We start from the raw sequence: 24,220 nt of genomic DNA, 5'->3' as shown, positions 1-24,220 counted from the left end.
TCATTTTTGACGACCATTTAAAGTGTTGTATTTTAGAACAAAACCACAGCACAAATTTAGTAGTATAAAGCATTACAGTTGGTACAGCAATGAACTAGCTGTTTCTATTTTATTTGTACTTCCAGTTGCTTCGGCGAGCATGTGAAACTAAACTATTTCCATCAGGACTGCGGAACTAAATTAACCGCTGCATTTTCTTTTTCTATTTGTTGTTGTACATAGGCAATCGTATTTTGAATGTCATCAACACACACAAAAATAAATTCACCGCTTTGCGCATGATTAATGGTATATTGTACGGATTCTATTTCATTTGAGATGATACTTATCTTAATGCTGCTGTCAATTTCCCGAATACCATCAGAAAGCATTGTGCTGAGTTCTTCTGTCGTTCTTCCTCTGTTGTCTCCGTGTCTTATTATTATTTCATCAAACATTTGAGCAGAATACCTGCCAATGTTCTTAATATCTTCGACACGACGGTCTCCGGTGGCTGAAATTATTCCTGTCTTCTTTGTTGCATCAACTTGCTCCATAAATTTTTGCATCTGAAGGTATCCGTCCGTATTATGAACATAATCAATCATTAATCGGAAATTCTTAAACTCAAAAACATTCATTCTGCCGGGAGTTAATGTTGGCGAAGGGATAAAAGAATTAAGCGCAGCCTTAATTGTTTCGATAGGAAAATTACTTATTGTTGCAGCTAATAAAGCGGGCAAAACATTTTTAATCATAAACTCGCAGGTACCTGAAAAAGTAAGGGGCACTTGATCAACTGCTACTATTTTTATTTTCGATTCGCCTTTACTTACGACAAAATAATTATCTTCGACAAAAGCCGCTAATCCTCCGTCACTGCAATGTTTTTTTATCCGTTCATTATTGGCATTCATGCTGAATAATGCAATGGTGCAAGCAAGAGTATTTTTCATTTGATAAACCAAATCGTCATCCGCATTCAGAATTGCGGTTCCGGTATCAAAGGTACTTTGTGCCACCACTGCTTTGACTCGAGCCAATTGTTCAATAGTGTCAATATCATTTAATCCCAAATGATCCTCAGTAACGTTGGTTACCACACTGATGTTGCACTTATCAAATCCTAAGCCGGCTCTAAGTATTCCGCCTCTGGCACATTCGAGAACTGCAAAATCAACAAGTGGGTCACGAAGCACGGTAGCTGAACCGCCGGGTCCGCTACAATCTCCTAAACGAATTGTATTTCCGTCGATATAAATTCCATCCGTTGTCGTATATCCTGTATGATGTCCTGCCGCTTGCGCCAAATGGGCAATCAATCGTGTAACCGTAGTTTTTCCATTGGTACCTGAAACAGCAACAACCGGAATACGTCCGTTGGCATTATTAGGGAAAAGCATATTGACTAAAGGCTCAGCCACATTTCTTGCCATTCCTTCGGTGGGAGAAAGGTGCATTCTCAAACCAGGACCTGCATTTACTTCAATCACAGCTCCGTTTTTTTCGGTGATCGGAATTGCAACATTTTCGGCCATGATATCAATACCACAAATGTCTAAATTCATCAGACGTGCAATACGTTCTGCCATAAAAACATTCTGTGGATGCACCAAATCCGTTATATCCATTGCTGTTCCGCCAGAGCTTAAGTTGGCTGTGTCTTTTAAGAATAAAATTTCTCCAGCGGATAAAACCGAATCCAGTCTAAGTTCTTTAGCCGCTAAAATGGATTGTGTTGCCGCATCAATTTTTATTTTAGTGAGTACTTTTTGATGGCCTTCACCTCTGTTTGGATCACTATTAGTTTTAGTAATCAGTTCTTCAATAGTGGATATACCATTGCCTAAAATTAAAGCCGGTGTTCTTTTCGCTACGGCTGCCAGTTTGTAATTGATAACCAGAAAACGATAGTCATTTCCTGGTATAAAACGCTCCACGATTACATTTTCTGAAATTTTTTGGGCATCATAAAAACCTTTTTGTGCTTCATTTAGAGTTGTTAATTGTGTAGTAATTCCTCTGCCGTGGTTGCCATTTACTGGTTTGGTCACAAGCGGAAATCCAATTTTTTTGACAATTTCTTCCAGTTGCGATATGTCATCGATTAGCATCCCTTTCGGTACGGGAATGTATGACTGGGACAATAAGTTGCGGGTTGCATCTTTATCACAAGCCATATCAACTGCTATGCTGCTTGTAGTTGATGCAACGGATGCGCGTATAATTTTTTGATTGCATCCCTGTCCGAGCATTAATACAGAATCATCATTTAGTCTAGTGTACGGAATATTTCTGCTTTCCGCTTCTTTTACAATGGCAAACGTACTGGGACCCAATTTTTCTCTATTGTACAAGCGTTGCAATTCTTGTACAGCAGCTTCCACATTATACTCTAATCCAATCAACAAATTTTCCACTAAATCAACCGCAGCTTTAGCAGCATATTTCCCAGATCTTTCAGTGCTATATGAGAAAACAACATTATATATGCCGTTTACATTAGTAGGGAGTGTTTGTCCGAAACCACACTCCATTCCTGCAAGGCTTTGTAATTCGAGTGCAATTTTTTCTATTACATGTCCTACTGATATTCCTGTTTTTACACGTTCTAAAAAACTGTTTTCAATTCTTTCTGAACATTTGCGACTTTTTAAAAACGGCAACAGTTTTTCCAATACTTCGCCAAAACCTTTAATCGTGTTTGTAGGCCTTTGCTCCCACTCTCCAATGTCAAGTTTCATAACGATAAGTTTTTTCCTGTTTCCAGACCAGTAATTGGCTCCACGCATCACCTTAATCTCTATTATTTTCATTGTCTTTTACTGTTTTTTAAAACGTATTATCTTATTATTTAAATCCATCGGCACTAAAATTATCGACTTTATATACCCTTTAAAAAGAATCGAATTCCATACAGGGCAACTTGGTACAAAGTGAATAAATTGAGAATTAAGATTAAAAAAGTGTTTTTAGTTCCTGTGCATTTAAAACTCCGGCTTTGCTTGCGGTAGTATTGACTAATATAAAGACTTTTGCAAATAATTTTTTGTCAGTAAAATCATGAAGCTTTATGAGATCAATGCGGCTATATTTAGAATGAAACATTTTTAAAATTCCGTGAAGCCTGATAGCTTCTATTATAAGAGCAAGCTTTTTAGGGCTGTAATGCAAACTTGGAGGGGACTGGAATAAGGTGCAACCCAGTTTGTCATTGAGTCCATTTCTGCAAAGCGAAAAGAATTCATCTATTTTAGGTTTGCAGTAGACGAGCTTTTTTACATACTTTATCAGTTTTGGTGCTTTAACGCAATTTATAAAATCATCAGGGCTTTTTTTACACCAAATGGTGAGGATTAGCAATGTGGGGAATTTATAAAATGTAGCATTTATTTCAAAACTGTTGAAATGCATGCAATAAAACGCAAACCATTTGGCTGATAAAATATTTTCAGGATAAAAAACATTCTTCCGTTTAGCGATGTAATAGGAAGAACAAACGATATGTAAATTTTTAGCGAACATAAAAATAAGAATTATGTTTATGAAAAGGAATGCTGAATCGTTGTCAGATACACTTAACAAAAATTTCTTCACCAAACATTTTGACTGCAGTACAGAAGATAAAAATTTAAAAACTAAAAATACAAGTCCCCAAATCTTTGATTAGGGCACATAAACTCACAATAAAATCAGTGGAATATTTATTTATTTATTTACCACCTTCGTACGCAGCACTAACACTGATATGTGATTCAGCAATTTCTGTTAATTTTACGTCAGCGTTTTTCTGTTCTTCAAGTGTTTTTGCAAGAAGTAAGGCAGCTTTTGTTTTACCAAGAGTAACAGCATGAACACGCAAAGTCCCATAAGTAGCGATTTCATAATGTTTCACATTCTGCGCTGCAGCAATCATCGCTGCATCGCGAACATTACCAACTTCAGTTCCCTCGATTATGCCATTGACCTCATGCAACAGTTCTGCCATTGCATCACATTTATTAGCAACTGCTTTGAGACCCAATGATTCAAAAACGTGCTCCAAACGTGTAACATGTACTTCGGTTTCTTTCAAAGATTCCTTAAACGTCTTTATCAATTGAACAGATGTAGCATTTTTGGCCATTTTAACCAGTGCTTTTGTCAACGCTTTTTCTGCCCAATAAATAGCTTTTAATTCTTCTTCTAAAAAATCTCTTAAGTCTTTCGATGCCTCAGGTTTTGCTATTATCGCTCCGTCTTTTGCGGTACGATTTGAATTTTTGGTTGTTTTTCCTGTCGTATTGTTTGGTGCTTTAATGGCTTTTGCAGATTCGTCTTTTGTCGTTTTCATAACTTTTGATTTCCGAAATTGATTCTGATATTATTTCAGAAACAAATTTAAAAATTAGTCAAATCTATTCTGTACACAATTATTTTTAATAGTTACAAAATTCACAGTCTCGTAAATTTTATTAACAGGACATCATATCTATTTTGGAATTTATAAAAAAATTGAATGATGTTACCATGCAAAGAACAAGAAATAAAGAAAATCAAATTTTCAAAAATAACCGACTAAAATCATTGTCATGAAAATGGAAAATTGCTTTTATAGGTAAGGTTTATTTTAATGATTAAAGTGCATAATCGCTTTTTAAGTACAAAATCTGTTAATTCTTTTTTGATTCGCACATCGGTATTTTCTATATCAATGGATTTGGAAACAAAAATAAAAGGTATTTGTGGTATTAGTTTCTCTCTTATTTTTTAAAGCCGGAAAACCATCAAAAGCCGGAAAAATACAATTGGAGAGGATGATATCATGCTGGAATATAAAAGTGCTTTTTTTCGTCTGTTTTTTTATGCACTGTTTCCGCAATATAATTAACACCACCTTTTGTTAATTATTTTTTAATCAAGTCCAAATCGTTGGAGCCATGTTTTATCATTAAATTGTTGCTTTTCATGTGCGGAATTAATTTTAGAAGTAATTTGGATTAGATAATTCAAATCTTAATTCTTGGTTAAGAATTACTATAAATGCACTACTCTTTTAATTATAACTTTATTAAAATCCTCTCGGCTCCTTTTTGTGACAAGTAAAATAATTTCATTTGAAAATTCATAAAAATAACTATCCCCTTGCTTTATTTTTCATATGTTTCGCAGATTAATACAATCGGAATAATGGATTAAAAAAAATAGTTACTGTCCAGCAGCATAATGTATTTTCTTAAATTTTTGTTAGAAATAACCATTATACAATTTAAGAGAAAAAAATTAGTATGTCTCCCATTAACCCGACATAGTTTAATTTCCGACATTAAAATAATTTCTATTTTTTCCAACGATGCAATGGCAAAATAGTCATTTAAGTGATCTAAAGAGTCTAAAGCGTAACATTCTTGACTTTTTGATTCTAATAACTGCGTTCCATTTCAGTTTTTTTGATGACTCTATAAACGGCTAAAACAATAGCATTAAAATCAATTGTCTTCAAAATAAAATCACTTGTACTGTATTTAACTGCTTTTAAAGCATAATTTTCTCATACTAAAATAAACTTTAGTTTTGGAACGCTAAATTCACATTTTTTAAACATTACAAAAAAAGATCAACTATGAATAGGAAATTGAAGAAAGTGACATCCGGTTTTTTCTGTTTTACAAAGCCATACAATTGATTGTGGAAAGCGCATCACCGATTGATTTTATAGTCAGTAAGTTCTACTATTCAATTTTTTTTAAAATTTGAAGAGTGTCTTTTTCATGAGTTATCTTTATGGCATTAATTTGCGTCATGAGTTTCAAAATAGTAATTAATCGATTCCAATACAAAATGAAATAAATAACATCAATTCAAACAAGATATATAATAAAAATGAATTAATAGAGAAGACAATTACTATGTTTTTTCATAATTAGAAGTAATAATTGTGCAGAAGATTAGTATTATTGACAGAAACACCACTATTTGTATATTTATTGAAAATGTTTAAACTTTGTATTAGAATGGAAAATAAAGCGAATTTAATACCAAAGTTATTCTATTGATTTTCACCGGGAGTAAAATACCCAGAAAGTATTTAAAACAGTTTTATTTTTACTCGTGCTTTATTAATATAATACTTGGCGTCCATCGTTATAAGGATAGTCTTTGATTTTTCCTCGAATAAATAAGTCTGGTCATCCCCAAATTTTAACATTAAAACCTGTTATTGAAGATTTTGATGTATTGGATAAACTCTGAACTGGTTTAAATTTCAGCCCTTTTTAAGACGTAAAATAACTTTGTTATCGAAAAGGTCTTGTTGATATAAGAACAAAATTTATCGAATTATTTTCAAAATAATTAAATGGAATAGTTTAAGCAGTTAGTTTGTAACTATTGCGATGACTCAGGAAATCAATACCGATTTTTGTTTTATCAGTCAAACTATGATTGATATCAGCATCATTTGTCGTAAAAATTCATCTCGAAACGTTTCTCCCGTAAAATAAAAAAAGGTTGACATCTAAAAATGCCAACCCTTGTAAACCTGTTGTACTACCGGTAGATTTCTTCTCCCTTGTTTTCGCGCCACGAATTTTCAATGTGATTCGCATCGTCATCGTTTCTCGGATTTACACCCATCACAATTCGCCCATCTTTTACCCCGGATTCATATATTTTTGCTCGTTCTTCCGGAATTCCAGAACCCACTAAGGCTCCTATTACTCCGCCTGCGATACCACCTGCCCCTGCCCCAGCAAGACCTGCAGCTAAAGGACCAGCTACCAGCAAACCAAGACCCGGTATGACCAAACTCGTCCCTAATGCCGCAACAACACCTACAATTGCACCTACAGTTCCCCCAATTGCAGAACCTTTTCCTGCACCTTCAGCTGCTTTTGTACCTATTTCTGTTTCTTCTACATCTGAGAAATGTTTTTTACGGGTTTCGTCTGACATTATTAGATTTATATCATCCTTGCTATACCCTCTTTCATGAAGGGAGTTGTAGGCATTCTCGGCGCTTTCACGATCAGCAAACATTCCTGTTAGCATTTTTTTTTCCGATTTAGTCTGTTCTGGCTGGTTTTGATTTCCTTCCGTTTCCATTGTTGCTTTATTTAAGATTAGAATTATTAATTACTTTGTTACGCTGATTATTTCAAACTATCTTTTTTAATTTTTTCATTTTGCATCAAATACATATCTTTCTTTTTGTTGTTATTAGGTTCCTTAACAGTGGTTTTTTTAGTAATACCTTTTTTTGTTTGAGGATTTCTGAAATTACCAGCCATATTCATATGTTGGCCTTCTTTCATCATCATCTTTGTACCGTCCTTTTTCATAATGGTCCCGTTGGACATCACTTTCGTCCCGTTACTCATTGACATTTCGTGATCCATTAAGGTCATTTTTCCATTTTTGACCATCATCAACTTCCCATTTTTCATCATTACGCCATCGGGAAAAGACTTATCAGCTGTTTGATAATTCCGTTCTCTAGTCATTTGATTTTTTCCATTATTAATTTGCTGCATTTTTTTGTTCGTTGAATCTGTTTGGGCGAACAAACACATTGAAAAGCAAAGTGCCACACTTACAAAAATTACTTTTTTCATTTTAATTGATTTTAAAAGATTAATATAAAAATTACTTTGAATAAGATTAAAAAATAACATCGTGGTACATCTCATTTTTTTAGATACACAGTCGAAAAACAACTTAGCTGGAATGTAATTTCTCTTTCAATATGGTTTCATAATTATCACGCAACAGCATTTTAAAATATTTTACCACTATAAAGATAAAACACAAATAACTCATTTACAAGTATTTAAAATAAATTTAAGATTAATAATAAAATTTTGTAACTGTTAATTTTATTTAAATAATGCGTCAAATCGATGAAGTAATAATTAAACAGGGAGCCGCTCCACTAAAATTAACCTGCCGCAATTTCCTGTCAATAATCGCATTAATTTTAAACCTTCCTTTATTATTTAATTGGAATATACACGCTAAACTGCTCTACAAATCGTTTACAAGATATTGGAGCGCTGACTGACAGAGCTTAGAAAAATTATATTAATTTATACGATCTCTAAAAAATCACGATTTTAGAAGATTTCGAGAATGGGACTCTGGAATTTGGATTAGTTTGAGAATTTTTAAATTAATTAATCGGATCTTTCTTCTACAAATGAAAACGTTATTTCTTATTATACTTTCTTTCCCACCAATGACAATAAATTATTTAAATTTCCAGAAGTATTCTTTATTATTAAGTTCTTCTATTTGATTTAATTTTTTTCGTCCAAAAACCTAATCTCAAGTTGGTATCTGAGAAAGTTTAGTTTTTAAAATTCAACATTGTGTTAAAATCAAAAAAAATACTAATCACTCATTATTAAGTAATTATATTATTTTTTTTCAATTATAAACATTATAAGTGATTAAAAATATTTAACTTTAGTAGCATTTACTTGACGTATGTGTAATCTAAAAAAAATGATTAAATATATAAATCTGATCCAAAAAGGTAACAATTAACGCAAATTAAATTTCCAAAATCCCTAAAGCGCCTTTGGATTACGGATAATATTACAAAAAGAGGGCTTATTGCCAACGCTGATGCAAAAGACCTTGCAGAATTTATAACGCACAAAAACAGCATGCTGGCTATACTTTCCCGGGATTTAAGAAGCCATCTTGCGGGAATTGTAGGAACGAAGGAGTATCTGAAGTAAAATTTTGAGAAAATGGACATTTCTTCGGTAAAGGAAATGCTCAGTATGATTTACGAATCCTAAATAAAGGAATTACATTTGTTAGACTATCTGGTGGAATGGGTTAGAGTAAAATATGCGGTTGACGTATTTTCTCCCTCAAAAATTGAGTTGGTACAATATGTGGATAAAGTTTTTGAAATATTAAAGAAAAACGCTCTTCTAAACACAATTAGTCTTCATCACAAAATTCAAGAAAATAACTGTGTTTTTGTCGATGGAAAAATGTTGCTCTCGATACTTCAAAACATTGTTTCAAATGCTATCAAATATTCATAACTTAATGGAAAAATTACCATTACAACCGTTAGAGAATGTGATAAAATTATTGTGGAAATCTGGAATTTTGAAATTGGCATGTTTAAAGAACAACAAAAAAATATTTTTACCCCACAAATGGAATTTTTTTTAAAAGAAAGAACAAAAAATAAAGGTCAAGGTATCGGATTATTATTGGTAAAAGATCTTTTACAAAAAAAAGGTGGTAAAATATGGGTCGAAAGCATGCAGAGTGTCGCCTCCTCTTTCAATTTTACAGTACCTATTTATAACTATTATGACGACGAAATATGAATTTTTTTATTGGGTAAATTGCGTGAAGAAATTTTAAGGCATTGACAACTTCAAATCTTAATCAATGAAAAACAATGATTTAAGTTTCCTGAAAAGTATGAAGAAATCTTAAATAAAATATTACGCAGACCATTTACCTGAACATATTTTTTTTAAAACCGAATCTTTTTAAAAAGTAAATAAATGAAATGTAGCGGAATTTATCAGGACTTTTATATAAAAAGGGAAGGGGAATTTGTAAGTCGTAAAATTGATACAGCAGATTTTTGTGAAAAATACATAAAACCAGCTCGTCCTAAAGTTGGGACTGGTCACAAGGAGATCTTCAAAATCTAAAAAATATTCCTGCTATTGAAGAGGCCAGAGCTAAGGACTTGAATGACTGAAAAAAAACTTTCGTAAATTTATTAACTATGAATAATGCGAAGGCAATCCAGGCTTATTTAAATCCGAAAAGCAAACAGGAAACATTTAATATGCAAGAATTTGAATTTGCAGTCAAAGTGGAACTTGAATGCGGAAAATTAAAAGCGGCTAAAGTAACTAACAATTATCCATTTCTAATCATGATGATTGCTCCCTCACATAGTTCAGAGAGCCTCATTTACTGCAAACGAATACAAGTAACTAAAGCAGAAAGTAAAATTCATGAAATTATTCCCAATCTGGGGAAATTAAACAAAGAAAAAGAAATACTGCATTTAGATTTGACAAATATGGAGACCGAACTAAATGACTTTAAAAGAGAACTTACAAAACGTCTGGAACAAGTACAAAAAATTCCTGTGCTAAAAAAATTTGAGGATTAAAGTTTTAGAAGCCGGTTAGAGAGGTTTCGAAAAATGCAAGGTTCGATTCCCTTGTTAAAACACATCAATTTATTAAAAACATCTTGGAAAGGAGATAAAAGCTTACAATATATTCATCCTTAGATTACTAAAAAATTAACATAAAATTGACAAAACGTTAAGATCGAATTTACACAGAATAAATTTTAATACTATTTTTTATTTTGCATCAATTTAAAAGCACGATATAATCTAACGTTTGATAAAAGAAATATTCAAGATGAAGCTTAAATTGCTAAGGGGATGAAGACATCAGCACAATTATCGATGGTTTTTATACATTGGTGCTAACGCCTTTTATAATACTTAGACGACTTTTCATCACTTGATAAAAAACGTACTTATTTAATTAAATTTAAAAATAAATCTATGCGAGTTCCTGTCATACGAAAAAATGTAAAATTTATTCCTGATTGCAGTAGGGTTGTTGCCCGCTATTTTATGAATGGCGATGAACGGACCCAAAAAATGGTGAGTCACATCATGACATTAAATGAAAAACAAGTCAGAGAGACCTTGGAACATACACTTCGGGATTTTGCCCGACGTCATAGGAATATTTCAAATACATTTTATAAGCATTGCGAAAAAATCAGAGGGATAATTGAAGGGATGCAAATCAATTATGATAGCCTTTCAGCGGAACGAAAATTGCTCATCGGTTCTTACTGTACTATGGAGTACGCCATAGAATCAGCAGCCTTTTTCAACCCTTCTATTGTGGAAGATTTTGATCAGTCAAATCTTGAAAAGGGAGAAAAACGAGTCATCATTTCTTTCCGTGCCACGGGGGAAGGTCATATCTCATCAATCGTTTTTAGAAGGGGAATTCTCGATAAAAATAACGATCTCCAAATGGTAAAAATTGGTGACAACATTGATAAAGCTGAAATTATTCACAAATCATTATATAACAAAAAACGATTTATACAGAAATTGACAGAAATGCATACTCAGGACAAATATTCAACTTGTATTATGCAAGACTTACCAGATGAATTTGGATATTATGCTTTAAAAAATATTGTAAATCAAGCCTTGAGCGATCAAACAATAAGCCTTGATAGGAGAACCGCGCTGGAAGAAGTGATCTGGTTAGCAGATTCGTTTTATGATTTGCATTTCAAACATGATTCTGACATCACCGAACGTGTTATATTTCCAATATCAGATTCTGAAAGCCGCGGTATTGAAGATGCCCGTTTTGTTCGCTTTGTGGATGATGATAAATCAGAAAAAGTTATTGCTACATACACCGCTTATAATGGTCATGTAATTCTTCCGAAACTGATTTCTACTGAAGACTTTTATACGTTCCGGGTAATGCCTTTACATGGAGCTGGTGCTCAAAATAAAAACCTCGCAGTATTTCCTAGAAAAATTAAGGGCAAGTATGCTATGCTATCTAGAGTTGATGGTGTTAACAATTACCTTATGTATTCCGATAGAGCTACCCAATGGGATAATCCCGTCATCATCCAAGAACCGCGTTATCCATGGGAATATACACAAATTGGAAATTGTGGATCGCCACTTTGGACTGATGAAGGCTGGTTAGTGATTACGCACGGTGTAGGTGCCATGAGACGATATTGCATAGGTGCTTCGCTGTTTGATCTTGATGATCCTTCGAAGGAAATTGGAAGACTTAGTGAGCCCCTACTCTCACCGCTTGAGGATGAACGGGAAGGTTATGTACCTAATGTAGTGTATTCATGCGGTTCAATTATTCACAACAACAGTCTTATCTTACCTTATGCAGTCTCAGACTATATGTCTACTTACGGTGTAGTCGATTTGGTGGAATTAATCGACGCTTTGAAGAAAAGTAAATTATAACATAATAAGTAATCTGGTTAGATTTGATATTGTAGCGTTAAAATTATTGTACTAATTGTTTTCCGTTGGATGTAATTATTTTTCTTCAATAATTACATCCAACGGGTTAATAATAATAATAATAATCTAAATGCTGCCAATAGAATGATGTATGCAATTTAGTCAGGCATTTTTTGACAGCTTGTTCCTTCGGCGAAAGTAATCATTATATCTAAAAAAAATTTGCCTGGTTGATTATTCCAAATATGTTTAATCTTGTCCGATCACACTTTAGTTCCGTTGTTTACAGACGATTTGTCGCCTTCAGTTTCCCAACTAACAGGAGGAGCGCTCTCAACAGTAATTTGTCGTTAAGCAATAATCGTTAAACCTACAATGGATTCAGCACCTGTGGTTATTGCATCAACCGCTTCAAAGATAAGAACATCGCCTTACTTCAATTTCGAAGAACTGATATTCTTATTTTCGCCATTGGCTAAAACTGTTTTGCCAACGTTTATTCACTTATTTTGCTTAAACTATCCGCTTACAATTTTACTCTTGCCTCGGCAAAACCCCAGCGTTTTTTAAAGAACCTCTTTGTAAAAAGTATTCAAAGTATTAGAAAATCTATTTCTTCATAACCGCTCCAATTCAGTTAAATCGCAAGAATAGACTTGAAGTTAGAAATTAAATTAAGCGAATAAGACGCGCTGTATTTATAAATTAGAAAGATACAACACAAAATCCCTTTACATAATTATATCGAGGCACAGACGCCAAAGCTGTAGATACGGGAATGAAAAATGGAATTTTCTGCTTTGGGATTGCGCCAAAACTCTAATATAAAACCCAACATCAGGGGTTATAGGTAAAAAAACCTATTTTTGTGGCGTGAAAAAATCAGTTTCAATCATTGGAGGAGGACCTGCAGCGCTTATACTTGCAGCATTATTGGATCGTGAAAAATTCAAGGTTACAGTTTACGAAAAAAATAAAACATTAGGACGAAAATTTCTGGTGGCCGGAAAAGGAGGTTTCAACCTCACCCATTCGGAACCCATTGCAGAATTAATTGCGCGCTACACACCACCTCATTTTTTAAAAAAAGCACTCCTTGATTTTGACAACGACGACTTTAGAAAGTGGATTGGTACAATCGGTATTCCAACATACATTGGCAGTAGCAAGCGGGTATATCCTGAAAGTGGCATCAAACCAATAGCTGTACTCAACGCAATTTTGGAAGTTTTATATAAGCAAGGTGTTACTATCCAATTCCAACACACTTGGACGGGTTGGACAAGTAATGATGCTGTGGTTTTCAATTCGGATACAGCAATAAAATCCGACTATACCATTTTTGCGATGGGCGGCGGGAGTTGGAAAGTCACCGGTTCTGATGGTACTTGGCTTGAGTTATTTGAAAGGGAAAATATTCCTGTCATTCCTTTTCAATCTTCGAATTGTGCGTACCGTGTGGACTGGTCGGAAGATTTTATTTTAGAACATGAAGGCAGTCCACTCAAAAATATTGCGATTAGCTGTTTGAACAAAAAGCAAAAAGGGGAAGCGGTTATTACCCGTTTTGGTTTAGAAGGCAATGCCATTTATGCGCTTAGTCCACAAATTCGAAAAGAACTGCAAAGCCAACAAAAGGCGATTGTTTTCTTGGATATGAAGCCAACTTTGAGTTCTGCTGATTTACTTCAAAAAATTAAAAAATCGACTTTCAAAAAGACGAGTGAAACACTGCAAAAAGAAATTAAATTGAGTCCTGCGCAGATTGGGCTTTTGAAAAAATACCTTTCGAAAGAAACCTACCTAAATCCGGAACTATTGGCTCAAAATATTAAAAAATTAAGTATCGAAATAACTGAGTCTGCGCTATTGAACGATGCAATATCTACAACAGGCGGTATCCAACTGAATGCTGTGGACGAAAATTTTCAACTAAAAGATAAAAAAAGTAATTATTGCATTGGTGAAATGCTCGACTGGGATGCGCCCACCGGCGGCTATCTTCTGCAAGCTTGCTTTAGTATGGGCATGCATCTTGCGCGTCACCTGAACAGCCTTCCTTAAATTTTATGGATGCTATTGTTGACTACGAAAAAATATTTTGTCCGAACGAAATAACTTCCTAACAGTTTTAAAATTTATTTACAATACCATTTCTTCAAACAAGCGTTGTGTTGTTTGTTCCAAATCATGACACAAACCCGGATGTGGTCTTGAGGTTTGAATGGCTGAACTGCGGAGCGCGGTCAACCAACGGAAACGCGATGGAATATCAAACTGCCCGATGGGTCCACCTGATTTTTCGCCATGTGCCACTTTTGCAAATGCCTGTACATTTAAATGTAATTGTTCTACATCCAAATCATCTGCAAAAAGCTGGATTTTCGCTTCATTTACCGAATACAGCACCTTGATAAATTTTGCTTTTTTACAAAAAAGAACAATACCTACATTGAGGAATTCTTCGCGTTCTACCCTTGGCACAACTCGGATAACGGCATACTCATATAAGTGTTGCTCTTGCATTTTGTGCTTCATTTATAAAAATTTCGGAATGGTTTAAACGTGTGGATAAAAACTGAAAATAGACTTCCCGTATCGCTTCAGGAGTTTCATCGGTATCTTCCCAATTCAGCCATACTCCCGGAATCAGATTTACAATACTTTGCAATACATTGTCAGTTAATATTTTTTTGAATATTGTATCCGTTTCTGGCAACAAAGAAGCCTGAGGTAATAAAACATGGTCTTTTATTAGTGCAAAAGGACTTTGCGCATGCTTTTCCCAATTGGTCCACGAATGATGAAAATAAAGACTGGCGCCGTGATCGATCAGCCATAATTCTTTGTGCCAAATTAACATATTGGTGTTTCTAAACGTTCTGTCCACATTTGTAATAAAAGTATCCAACCAAACAATTTGAGAAGCTAGTTTTGGGTCAACCAACGTGACAACAGGATCAAAATTTATGGCTCCCGATAAATAATGTAACGCTAAATTAAGTCCTTGACTTCCCTGAAGCAAGTCCTGAATTTCTTCATCGGCTTCACTGCGTCCAAAAGCTTCGTCGAGATTGGCATAAACCAATTCCGGCACTTTCAGGTTTAAAACACGGGCAATTTCTCCACCGATTAATTCGGCAATCAAAGCTTTTACGCCGTGTCCGGCACCTTTGAATTTCAGTACATATTTAAAATCATCATCGGCTTCCGCGAGCGCAGGCAAAGAACCGCCTTCCCGCAACGGAGTGATGTATCGCGTAACATTTACGGTTCTGAGATGGGGTATGTTTTCCATAATCGAATTGGACAAAGCTATTTTGCTTGGATACAAACTTACAAATAAGTGGGATAAAATTCATTTATGAGCGCTATTTACTCCATTTTCTTCAAACTCAAAAAAGCTTTTCCAATATTTGCAATCACATCTGAAGCGATAAACGATTGATAACCCGTTTCGGACAACGCAATATCAGCGGTTAATCCATGAAGATAAACGCCTAGAATAGCGGAATTTATCGGTTCATAGGATTGTGCCAATAAACTGGTAATCATTCCAGTCAAAACATCACCTGTTCCGGCGGTAGCGAGAGCAGCATTTCCGGTGGAATTTTCATAAACAGTTTCACCATCTATTATTCTGGTTGGGGCACCTTTCATTACGATAATAACTTGGTGTTGTTTAGAAAAAGAGATTGCTTTACTGATTTGTTCCTCTTCGGAATCCCATTTTCCAATCAATCGTTCCAGTTCTTTGGGATGTGGCGTGATAACGGTTTTGGGTTGCACTAAAGCCAATAATTTTTTGTTTTTGGAGATTATATTCAATCCATCAGCGTCTATAACTAAAGGAGTTCTATTTGTTTTCAAAAATTGATGCAGCGCATTTTGGGTTTCAACGGCCTGACCTAACCCCGGACCAATTCCTATGGCTTGCGGGGTGAAGTCGAAAGTGATATTAGAAATCATTTCCTCCTGAATATCCGTCAGAACCATCACTTCTGGGATTGAGATTTGTAAAATATCATACCCACATTTTGGAATGAAAACGGTGACCAATCCGCAACCGGTTTTCAAACACGCTTTCGAGGACAAACTCACTGCTCCTATTTTGCCGTAACTTCCGCCAATAATCAATGCGTGTCCCTGAATTCCTTTATGGGTCTGTTTGTCTGGCTGTTTGTAGCGTTTCAGAATTTCTTCTTGGTCGATGTAAATGTGATTCGTCATGGAAATTTGTTTGTTTAAAATTACGAATTTAATAGGAAACAAATTCGTTAATTGAACCGAAATTCCATAGCCCTGATTGCAACGGAAATCCTTTTTAGCGCCTTTTCGGCAAATAAAAAGATTGCAGTGAAAAGCAGGAAATAGCTCCTAAAAATACTTATTATAAATCCTACAGTACAGATTGTTCCGAAAACGTTTGAAACTTTAAACTTTGCTTGAATCCGCCTTTGTCACCCGAAATAAAATCAATAAATTAGCGACTTCAAACTTTATAGAAAAACACAATGAAAAATACTGCGCTTACGCACATACACGAGACTTTGGGAGCAAAAATGCTTCCTTTTGCCGGATACAACATGCCCATTTTATATGAAGGAGTGAATGCGGAACACGAAACGGTGCGCAATGCCGTGGGTGTTTTTGACGTTTCTCACATGGGTGAATTCCTGCTTACGGGTCCAAATGCATTGGCCTTGATTCAAAAAGTGACTTCAAATGACGCATCGACTTTGACTATTGGAAAAGCGCAATATTCTTGTTTGCCAAACAATGATGGTGGAATTGTAGATGATTTGCTGGTTTATAAAATGAAAGATGAGCAGTATTTATTAGTCGTAAATGCATCGAATATTGACAAGGATTGGGATTGGATTTCGGCTCATAATGATTTGGGTGTGGAGATGAAAAACCTTTCGGATGATTATTCATTATTGGCAATTCAAGGGCCAAAAGCGGTTGAAGCGATGCAATCCTTGACTTCAAAAGATTTATCTGCGATTCCGTATTACCATTTTGAAGTGGGTGATTTTGCCGGTATAGAAAACGTAATCATTTCGGCTACAGGATATACCGGTTCTGGAGGTTTTGAGATTTATTGTAAAAATTCCGAAGCAGAACAAATTTGGAATAAAGTTTTTGAAGCGGGTGCGGCTTTTGGTATCAAACCAATTGGTCTTGCGGCTCGTGATACATTGCGATTGGAAATGGGTTTTTGTTTGTACGGAAATGATATCAGCGACACCACTTCTCCACTGGAAGCTGGTTTGGGATGGATTACAAAGTTCACAAAAGAATTCACCAATTCAGAAAATTTGAAAAAACAAAAAGAAGCAGGAGTTTCTAAAAAACTGGTTGCTTTTGAAATGCAGGAACGTGCGGTGCCAAGACACGATTACGAAATTGTAGATGCATCAGGAAATGTAATCGGAATAGTAACTTCGGGAACGATGTCCCCTTCAATGAATAAAGGAATAGGAATGGGTTATGTAACTGTAGAAAACAGTGCCTTGGACAGCGAAATATTTATCAGAATCCGTAAAAATGACGTACCTGCCAAAGTGGTAAAATTACCTTTTTACAAGAAATAAAAATAAATGAAGAAACTTTCACTCACATTTTTGCTGACTACATTTTCACTTTTTGGTCAAAATGACGCAAAAACATGTGAAACACTTTCTAAAATAAATGCGTTATTACAACGCGAACATTACCAACCTAAACCGATAGACGACAGTTTATCGGTTTTTGTTTTTGATGGTTTTTTGGATGTTTTGGATTCGAATCGAAACTTATTCACCAAGATTGAATACAAAAAACTATGCGAACACAGACTCCAACTGGACAATTACATTTTGCAAAATAATTGTTCTTTTATGAATGATTTTGTTGCTGTCTACACCTTGGCCTTAAACAGAAAAAAGAAAGTTTTAGAGAAAATACAAAAGGATTCTTTTGATTATAATTCAAATGATTCTGTAAAATTTTCGAAGAAAAAATTTCCTTTTGATTTAGTTGCCACTGATTTAGAACGTGTTTGGAAAAAAAGAATCCGCTATGATATTCTGGAAGATATTTCTAAATCAAGCACTAATTTAGATTCTTTGAATCAAAATTTCTTAGCCCTTGAAAAAACAACCAAAACAAAACTATTTGACGCTAATTTGTGTCAGGTAAACAGTATTTTGGAAACCAAAGACCGAATCGCAAGTGATCTGCAAAACACTTTTATGAATCTCTTTTGCACTTATTTTGACCCGCACTCTAATTATTTTTCGTTGGCCGCAAAATCCAGTTTCATGTCGGGTTTGTCTACCAGCTCTCTCTCACTAGGATTGAACGTTGGTTTTAATGACAAAGAAGAAATCATTGTACAGGAAATTGTTCCGGGCGGACCAGCTGCGAAAACCAATAAATTTGACAAAAACGATATCATCTTAAAGGTTTCCGATACAAAAGGAACCACTTACACTGTTTCATGCTCTTCTATTGAAAAAATTGGAGAATTGATTTTTTCAGATTCCAATACTGACATAGAATTAACCATTCAGAAAAAAAATGCCGCCATCGTTACCGTATTTCTTCGAAAACAAATATTGAAAGCAACTGATAATGCCGTTTACAGCTACATTGCCGAAAAAGAATCGAAAATTGGCTACATCAATATCCCAAGTTTTTATTCGAATTTTGATGGAAACACCGTTCAGGGTTGTGCCGATGATGTTGCGAAAGAAATTGTAAAACTGCAAAAAGACAACATTAAAGGTTTAGTTATTGATCTTCAGAATAATGGTGGTGGCTCTATCCAAGAAGCGATTAAATTAGCCGGAATGTTTATAGATGTCGGTCCTTTATCCGTTTTGGTAGACAGTAAGGACCAACAGACAATACTAAAAGATTACAATCGTGGCAGCGTTTACAGTGGCCCTTTAGTGCTATTAATGAATGGGAACTCTGCCTCAGCAAGTGAATTTTTTGCGGCGGCGATACAAGATTACAACCGCGGAATCATCATCGGAAGCACCTCATTAGGTAAGGCAAGCATGCAGGCAATAGTACCACTGGATAAAAATAATCAAGAAGACTTTGTGAAAGTAACGATTGAAAAATTTTATAGAATTACCGGTGACAGCAATCAGATAAAAGGAATAATACCAGATATTATGCTCCCCGTTTTATTTGACAGTGTAATTCCTCGTGAAGGCAGTTATAAAACAGCTCTGAAAAACGATGTTATTAGTACAAAAGCCAGATTTAGTCCTTTGCCAAAAACCTATTTCCCCCAACTAACAGCATTAAGTCATACGAGAGTAAAAGAAAATATCCGTTTTAATGAAATCAATGTGGCTAACCAACAGATTAATGCACTTTATAACAATCCTAAAAAGCCAACCCGATTAGTTCTCAAAGATGTATTTGATGAGGTGCATAAAATTGACTCCCTTTGGGAAAAGGTAAAAAAAATAATTGACAGTGAAAGTAATTTTACGCTTTCGAATACCACTTATGATGTAGAGAAATTAAAATTTGATACTTTTCAGCAAGATAGTAATACGTACAAAATTAAGAATTTAAAAAACAGTCCGTATTTAGAGGAAGCAATTGCAATACTTAATGATTATAATACTTTAACCAAATAAACCAACCCACAAAACATGAAAATAACCTTTATTTTGCTCTTATTTTTGCTAACTGTAACCATTACAAATGCTCAGGAATTCAAAACTCCAGTTGATTATTTGAATTACATCAGCAAGGAAACTGATGTAATTTCCCGAACTACATGGAAATACACTTCGGCTGTGGCACACAGCAAGAACGCCCGAAAAATTGATGTTACTCGAAAAACATTGGTAAAAAGCATACAAACCGCGGCTAAAAAAATAGAAGCTTTGAAAGAAGGTTATAAAGGTGATGTGGAATATAAAAACCAGCTTCTGGCTTATCTAGCAATTTCTGAAAAGCAAATTAATCAGGAATATGACAAAATAATAAACATGCAGGAGGTTGCTGAACAATCGTATGACTTTATGGAAGCTTTTATTATGGCAAGAGATTTAGTCAATGCTAAAATCAATGAAGAAGTCGATAAATTGAATGCCAACCAAAAAATATTTGCCAATAAATATGGGATTCAAATTGGGGAAGATAAAAGTGAATTGGGCAAAAAAATGAAAATATCCAACGAAGTTTTCGAAAATCACACGCAATTATATCTGATCTTTTTTAAAGTAAATTTTACAGAATCGGTGTTGATGAAAGCGATTGCTGAAAATAATTTGAACGCGATTCAACAAAACAGCAATGCACTGGAACAATATTCGAATGAAGGTCTGGATAAACTAAAAACATTTAAAGCTTACAAAAATGACGTAATGCTTGTAAATGCTACTAAAAAAGTATTGGAATTCAGTAAAAAAGAAGCGTTAGAATTCGCACCTGGAGTTGTTGCTTTTATAATGCTAAACCAAAAATTTCAGGAAAGCAAAAAAATAATGGACGATAAAAAAGCCAACACCAGATCAAAAGCAGAAATTGATAATTTCAATGCATTGGTAAATACACTGAATAAAGAGGTAGGAACGTATAATAAACTAAATACAAAGTTCAACACAGAACGATCCCTCGCTATCAATAACTGGAATACAACCGGAACAAATTTTATTTCAAAACACGTTCCAATTGATTAACAAAAATATTTGAAAAAATAACTAATAACTGTATTTTTGCAGTTCAAAATAAGAAATAGAAATGGGAAGAGCGTTTGAGTTTAGAAAAGGAAGAAAAATGAAACGTTGGTCAGCAATGGCCAAAGCATTTACCAGAATTGGAAAAGATATTGTAATGGCCGTAAAAGAAGGCGGACCTAATCCTGATGCCAACTCCAGATTAAGAGCCGTTATCCAGAACTCTAAGGCCGTGAACATGCCTAAAGAAAATGTGGAACGCGCCATTAAAAAAGCGACTGATAAAGATACAGCCAATTATAAAGAAGTTTTATTTGAAGGATATGCACCTCATGGAATTGCAATTTTGGTTGAAACTGCCACAGATAATAACAACAGAACGGTGGCTAATGTCAGGAGTTATTTTAATAAATGCAATGGTACAATGGGAACTCAAGGTTCCGTTGAATTCATGTTTGACCATACCTGTAATTTTAGAATTCCAGCAAACGGAATAGATCCTGAAGAACTGGAGTTAGAATTAATCGATTTTGGTGCTGAGGAAGTTTTTGAAGATGAAGACGGTATATTGATTTACGCCCCTTTTGGAAGCTTTGGAACCATCCAAAAAGAATTAGAAAACAGAGGACTGGAAATTCTCTCTTCCGGATTTGAAAGAATACCCCAAATCATGAAGAAAGTAACAGAATCTGAAATGGCTGATATCGAAAAGCTGATTGAAAAACTGGAAGAAGATGATGACGTGATGAACGTGTATCATACAATGGAAGAAGCTTAGACTTCATTTAAATTATATTTAAAACTCTAGCTTTAGCTGGAGTTTTTTTGTTTCACAATTATAAATTAAGAATTAAGCCTTTTTTATTTCTTTTCTTAATTATCCTCTGCTGCGTGACTGCTGCGTCATTATTTAAAATCGGTTTAAAGCATATTTTAAACATAAAGTAGATAATTACTTATAATTATGTGTTTGCCTTCTTGCCTGTCCCTTTCTATCAAGTTTTCTTATAATAAATTAATTTATATCGATACAATTTTTTAATAAGCTTTTACCTCTAAATTATTATATCAATACAGTTTAAATATCGGACTAAGATGAAAGACAGAAAATTTAGCAAAAGAGTATTTTTTGATATCTTTTTTACTGCTGTCAAGTTTCTTATATTTGCTAACTTTTACTAAATGTAAAGCCTTAAAAACAAGCGATACATAAAACTATTGGGAGCACAATTATTTTACAAACTAAATTTCCTTATTTGAGACAAAAAATGCTTAAGAAAAATTTAGTTTTTGTGACGATTTTTTACAAAATTTAGTCCGTAATTAAATACGTTTTGTTAATTAGCTAAATATTCCTAATACAGAATGTCGTTCCAAGGAACGTATAAAATTATAATACATATGACAAACAACATCCTGATTGAAAATCAATATAAAAGAACAAGTTTATTTGAAAAAGAAAATGTAAACTATTTAGTTCGCGTTTTAAAAAGATTTAATACCGTACCAAAGATAAATAATATCAATATTATCACCTCAACTAGTGAGCCTACTATTTTCAAAATTGTACCCAACAAATCAATTATAATTGGTTCATCCTTTTTGAGTAAACCCATTTTAGCTTTAGTCTATTTAAGATATGGAATCGAGTGGCAGCTATGGTACAAAGCTTTGAATACCGAAAAACAAGATGTAGTTTTATGCGATATTGCAGCTCTTGAAGTAACTCGAATATTTTATAATTTACTACCTAAAGATGATAAAGAAAAATTAGAAAATCTTGATTATGTTCTAATTAATTTAATTAAAAATGATATCGATTTAAATACTGAATCTTCATTAATAAACGAAGAACTCCAATCATTTCATGGTTTAAAAAATTCGAACACTGAACTTAAAGAATCTTGGAAAGCTATTGTCGAAAATCTTGCAAAACCTACAGAATATATGTTGATGTCTGGAGGAGATCTTCGTTTGAATATCGATGAAATTCATTTGCTAAACAAATACGGATGTCGTCCATTCCCAAGACCTGATGCATTTACTTTTGCTTCATCTACGGCGTCTAGCGTTTCTAATTTTGCTTTTGATAAAACAGATAAAGTGAGAAGTATATTAATTAGAAATAGCTTGAAAAATGGTTTTAAAAATACTACTATCGAGTTTTCTGAATTACTAAAAAATAACCTTAGAAAAATATTCAGATTAAATGAGGAATGTGAAATAATTTTTTCACCATCAGGTACTGATTCTTCACTTCAAATAGCAGCTATAACGCAAATTATTTCCGATAGAGAAATCACACATATTTTAGTGGCCTCTGATGAAACTGGTAGCGGTGTAGCTGCGGCTTTAAAGGGATGTCATTTTGAAAATACTACTGCTTTAAATTATCCAATTAAAAAAGATGCTAAAATTGAAGGTTTTAGAGATGTTGATTTAGTACAAATACCTTTTAGAGATCAAAATGGCGCATTAAAAACTTCCGCTCAATTAGATGAGGAGGTATTCGATGCCGTTATTAGGACCAAAAATCAAGGCAGGCATATAGTATTACATACTATGGACCAATCAAAATTAGGGTATCAATCTCCTAGTGACGAATTTATAAAAAAATTAAATAGACTTGAAAACTTATCAATTCAAATAATTGTTGATGGATCACAGTTGAGATTAGATCCAAAAGACATACAAAATTATTTAAATAAAGGATATATTGTTACCATAACGGGGAGTAAATTCTTCACTGGCCCTCCATACTGCGGTGCATTAATTTTACCTCAAAGTGTCAATAAATTAATTCAATCTGTAAAAAACACATTACCAAAAGGCTTAAACAAATATTACAACAGTTCTGATTGGCCGACTTCATGGTTTTGTTCCAATGAATTATCTGACGGATATAACTATGGTTCTTATATGCGCTGGAATGCTGCCGTTGTTGAAATGGACAGGTATTACAAAACACCTGTATTATATCGCAATATGGGTATTGAGATGTTTTGCAATTTTGTTGATGACTCCATAAAAGAGGCCACATTTTTAATGCCTATTTATAGTGATGAAACAAAAACAAAGAGCTTTAGCAGTAAAGAATTTGGAATAAGAAACATCCGTACAATTTTTCCTTTCTTTATTTTTAAAAACAATGAGGTCTTAACTGTTGATAAAGTAAAAAAATTGTACACTTTATTAAATTCTGATTTATCCGATCAGTTTGAAGGTTCTTCGTTAGAAATTATTCGACTTGCTGCCCAAAAATGTCATATTGGTCAAGCAGTTAATGTCAAATATACTACTGAAATTGAAAGTGCTATTTTAAGAATTAGTTTGGGCGCAAGAGTTATTTCTGAAAGTTGGGTCAGTAGAGATATCAGTCTTTTTTTTAGAAATATAGAATTACAAATGAGTCAGATCACAATCACTATTAAAAAAATTGAATTGATACTTAATAATTCTGAATTATTGGATTAAATTAAAAAGTGTTTATCTTTGTATTCAATAAAAAAGTCCCATTCGCAAAAGCAAG

At 34.0% G+C, this 24,220-nt stretch carries 17 protein-coding genes; 9 read left to right on the top strand and 8 right to left on the bottom strand.

Features of this window, described 5'->3' with window-relative positions; translation table 11 throughout:
* Positions 1-161 precede the first annotated feature (161 nt).
* From cphA to ACP7AQ_RS06195, 5 genes are all read right to left on the bottom strand, one after another.
* Positions 162-2,795 (bottom strand): cyanophycin synthetase, encoded by a 2,634-nt coding sequence (cphA, locus tag ACP7AQ_RS06215; protein ID WP_426094817.1) that lies wholly within the window; start codon positions 2,793-2,795, stop codon positions 162-164.
* Positions 2,796-2,937: 142 nt separating this feature from the next.
* Positions 2,938-3,504, bottom strand: a complete 567-nt coding sequence (locus ACP7AQ_RS06210; RefSeq protein WP_426094816.1) for a DUF72 domain-containing protein — start codon at positions 3,502-3,504, stop codon at positions 2,938-2,940.
* Between the two features lie 187 nt (positions 3,505-3,691).
* Complete coding sequence (locus tag ACP7AQ_RS06205; protein ID WP_426094815.1) at positions 3,692-4,312, bottom strand: ferritin-like domain-containing protein; 621 nt, start codon at positions 4,310-4,312, stop codon at positions 3,692-3,694.
* 2,195 nt (positions 4,313-6,507) lie between these two features.
* Entirely contained in the window at positions 6,508-7,062 is a 555-nt protein-coding gene (locus ACP7AQ_RS06200; protein WP_426063995.1) for a hypothetical protein, read from the bottom strand.
* Between the two features lie 47 nt (positions 7,063-7,109).
* Positions 7,110-7,571: a DUF6799 domain-containing protein gene (locus ACP7AQ_RS06195; protein ID WP_426094814.1), complete on the bottom strand. Its 462-nt coding sequence runs from the start codon at positions 7,569-7,571 to the stop codon at positions 7,110-7,112.
* A gap of 1,458 nt (positions 7,572-9,029) precedes the next feature.
* Between ACP7AQ_RS06195 and ACP7AQ_RS06190 the strand changes: the two genes are divergently transcribed.
* From ACP7AQ_RS06190 to ACP7AQ_RS06175, 4 genes are all read left to right on the top strand, one after another.
* A complete protein-coding gene (locus ACP7AQ_RS06190) occupies positions 9,030-9,311 on the top strand; it encodes an ATP-binding protein (RefSeq protein WP_426094857.1) in 282 nt (93 codons plus the stop codon).
* 413 nt (positions 9,312-9,724) lie between these two features.
* Positions 9,725-10,120 (top strand): hypothetical protein, encoded by a 396-nt coding sequence (locus ACP7AQ_RS06185; protein ID WP_426094813.1) that lies wholly within the window; start codon positions 9,725-9,727, stop codon positions 10,118-10,120.
* Positions 10,121-10,528: 408 nt separating this feature from the next.
* Positions 10,529-11,998: a glycoside hydrolase family 130 protein gene (locus ACP7AQ_RS06180; protein ID WP_426063991.1), complete on the top strand. Its 1,470-nt coding sequence runs from the start codon at positions 10,529-10,531 to the stop codon at positions 11,996-11,998.
* Between the two features lie 873 nt (positions 11,999-12,871).
* Entirely contained in the window at positions 12,872-14,062 is a 1,191-nt protein-coding gene (locus tag ACP7AQ_RS06175; protein WP_426094812.1) for an NAD(P)/FAD-dependent oxidoreductase, read from the top strand.
* A 78-nt stretch (positions 14,063-14,140) separates the two neighbouring features.
* On the opposite strand, the gene ACP7AQ_RS06170 is transcribed toward ACP7AQ_RS06175, so the two are convergent.
* From ACP7AQ_RS06170 to ACP7AQ_RS06160, 3 genes are all read right to left on the bottom strand, one after another.
* Positions 14,141-14,524, bottom strand: a complete 384-nt coding sequence (locus tag ACP7AQ_RS06170; RefSeq protein ID WP_426094811.1) for a DUF3037 domain-containing protein — start codon at positions 14,522-14,524, stop codon at positions 14,141-14,143.
* Positions 14,502-15,296, bottom strand: a complete 795-nt coding sequence (locus ACP7AQ_RS06165; RefSeq protein WP_426091461.1) for a HipA family kinase — start codon at positions 15,294-15,296, stop codon at positions 14,502-14,504. The genes ACP7AQ_RS06170 and ACP7AQ_RS06165 overlap by 23 nt, the downstream gene beginning before the upstream one ends.
* A 77-nt stretch (positions 15,297-15,373) precedes the next feature.
* Positions 15,374-16,228, bottom strand: coding sequence for an NAD(P)H-hydrate dehydratase (locus ACP7AQ_RS06160; RefSeq protein WP_426094810.1), 855 nt, complete (start codon positions 16,226-16,228; stop codon positions 15,374-15,376).
* A 284-nt stretch (positions 16,229-16,512) separates the two neighbouring features.
* Between ACP7AQ_RS06160 and gcvT the strand changes: the two genes are divergently transcribed.
* The 5 genes from gcvT to ACP7AQ_RS06135 all read left to right on the top strand — a co-directional run bounded on the left by gcvT (position 16,513) and on the right by ACP7AQ_RS06135 (position 24,165).
* The gene (gcvT, locus tag ACP7AQ_RS06155; protein ID WP_426094809.1) at positions 16,513-17,595 is read left to right on the top strand and encodes a glycine cleavage system aminomethyltransferase GcvT; all 1,083 of its coding nucleotides are present in this window, start codon (positions 16,513-16,515) and stop codon (positions 17,593-17,595) included.
* 6 nt (positions 17,596-17,601) lie between these two features.
* Positions 17,602-19,644: a carboxy terminal-processing peptidase gene (locus tag ACP7AQ_RS06150; protein ID WP_426094808.1), complete on the top strand. Its 2,043-nt coding sequence runs from the start codon at positions 17,602-17,604 to the stop codon at positions 19,642-19,644.
* Between the two features lie 15 nt (positions 19,645-19,659).
* Positions 19,660-20,694, top strand: a complete 1,035-nt coding sequence (locus ACP7AQ_RS06145; RefSeq protein WP_426094807.1) for a hypothetical protein — start codon at positions 19,660-19,662, stop codon at positions 20,692-20,694.
* A 61-nt stretch (positions 20,695-20,755) separates the two neighbouring features.
* On the top strand, positions 20,756-21,469 hold the full coding sequence (locus ACP7AQ_RS06140) for a YebC/PmpR family DNA-binding transcriptional regulator (RefSeq protein ID WP_426063982.1): 714 nt from the start codon (positions 20,756-20,758) through the stop codon (positions 21,467-21,469).
* Positions 21,470-22,092: 623 nt separating this feature from the next.
* The gene (locus ACP7AQ_RS06135) at positions 22,093-24,165 is read left to right on the top strand and encodes a hypothetical protein (protein WP_426094806.1); all 2,073 of its coding nucleotides are present in this window, start codon (positions 22,093-22,095) and stop codon (positions 24,163-24,165) included.
* The last annotated feature ends 55 nt before the right edge of the window (positions 24,166-24,220 follow it).

The organism is Flavobacterium sp. DSR2-3-3 (assembly GCF_049896585.1).
Lineage (GTDB): Bacteria > Bacteroidota > Bacteroidia > Flavobacteriales > Flavobacteriaceae > Flavobacterium.
This window is presented reverse-complemented; position numbering and strand designations above follow the sequence as displayed.

Bases quoted from the DNA above. Each gene is read 5' to 3' on its own strand.
- cphA (WP_426094817.1), bottom strand. From the start codon at position 2,795: ATGAAAATAATAGAGATTAAGGTGATGCGTGGAGCCAATTACTGGTCT.
- ACP7AQ_RS06210 (WP_426094816.1), bottom strand. From the start codon at position 3,504: ATGTTCGCTAAAAATTTACATATCGTTTGTTCTTCCTATTACATCGCT.
- ACP7AQ_RS06205 (WP_426094815.1), bottom strand. From the start codon at position 4,312: ATGAAAACGACAAAAGACGAATCTGCAAAAGCCATTAAAGCACCAAAC.
- ACP7AQ_RS06200 (WP_426063995.1), bottom strand. From the start codon at position 7,062: ATGGAAACGGAAGGAAATCAAAACCAGCCAGAACAGACTAAATCGGAA.
- ACP7AQ_RS06195 (WP_426094814.1), bottom strand. From the start codon at position 7,571: ATGAAAAAAGTAATTTTTGTAAGTGTGGCACTTTGCTTTTCAATGTGT.
- ACP7AQ_RS06185 (WP_426094813.1), top strand. From the start codon at position 9,725: ATGAATAATGCGAAGGCAATCCAGGCTTATTTAAATCCGAAAAGCAAA.
- ACP7AQ_RS06180 (WP_426063991.1), top strand. From the start codon at position 10,529: ATGCGAGTTCCTGTCATACGAAAAAATGTAAAATTTATTCCTGATTGC.
- ACP7AQ_RS06170 (WP_426094811.1), bottom strand. From the start codon at position 14,524: ATGCAAGAGCAACACTTATATGAGTATGCCGTTATCCGAGTTGTGCCA.
- ACP7AQ_RS06165 (WP_426091461.1), bottom strand. From the start codon at position 15,296: ATGGAAAACATACCCCATCTCAGAACCGTAAATGTTACGCGATACATC.
- ACP7AQ_RS06160 (WP_426094810.1), bottom strand. From the start codon at position 16,228: ATGACGAATCACATTTACATCGACCAAGAAGAAATTCTGAAACGCTAC.
- gcvT (WP_426094809.1), top strand. From the start codon at position 16,513: ATGAAAAATACTGCGCTTACGCACATACACGAGACTTTGGGAGCAAAA.
- ACP7AQ_RS06150 (WP_426094808.1), top strand. From the start codon at position 17,602: ATGAAGAAACTTTCACTCACATTTTTGCTGACTACATTTTCACTTTTT.
- ACP7AQ_RS06145 (WP_426094807.1), top strand. From the start codon at position 19,660: ATGAAAATAACCTTTATTTTGCTCTTATTTTTGCTAACTGTAACCATT.
- ACP7AQ_RS06140 (WP_426063982.1), top strand. From the start codon at position 20,756: ATGGGAAGAGCGTTTGAGTTTAGAAAAGGAAGAAAAATGAAACGTTGG.
- ACP7AQ_RS06135 (WP_426094806.1), top strand. From the start codon at position 22,093: ATGACAAACAACATCCTGATTGAAAATCAATATAAAAGAACAAGTTTA.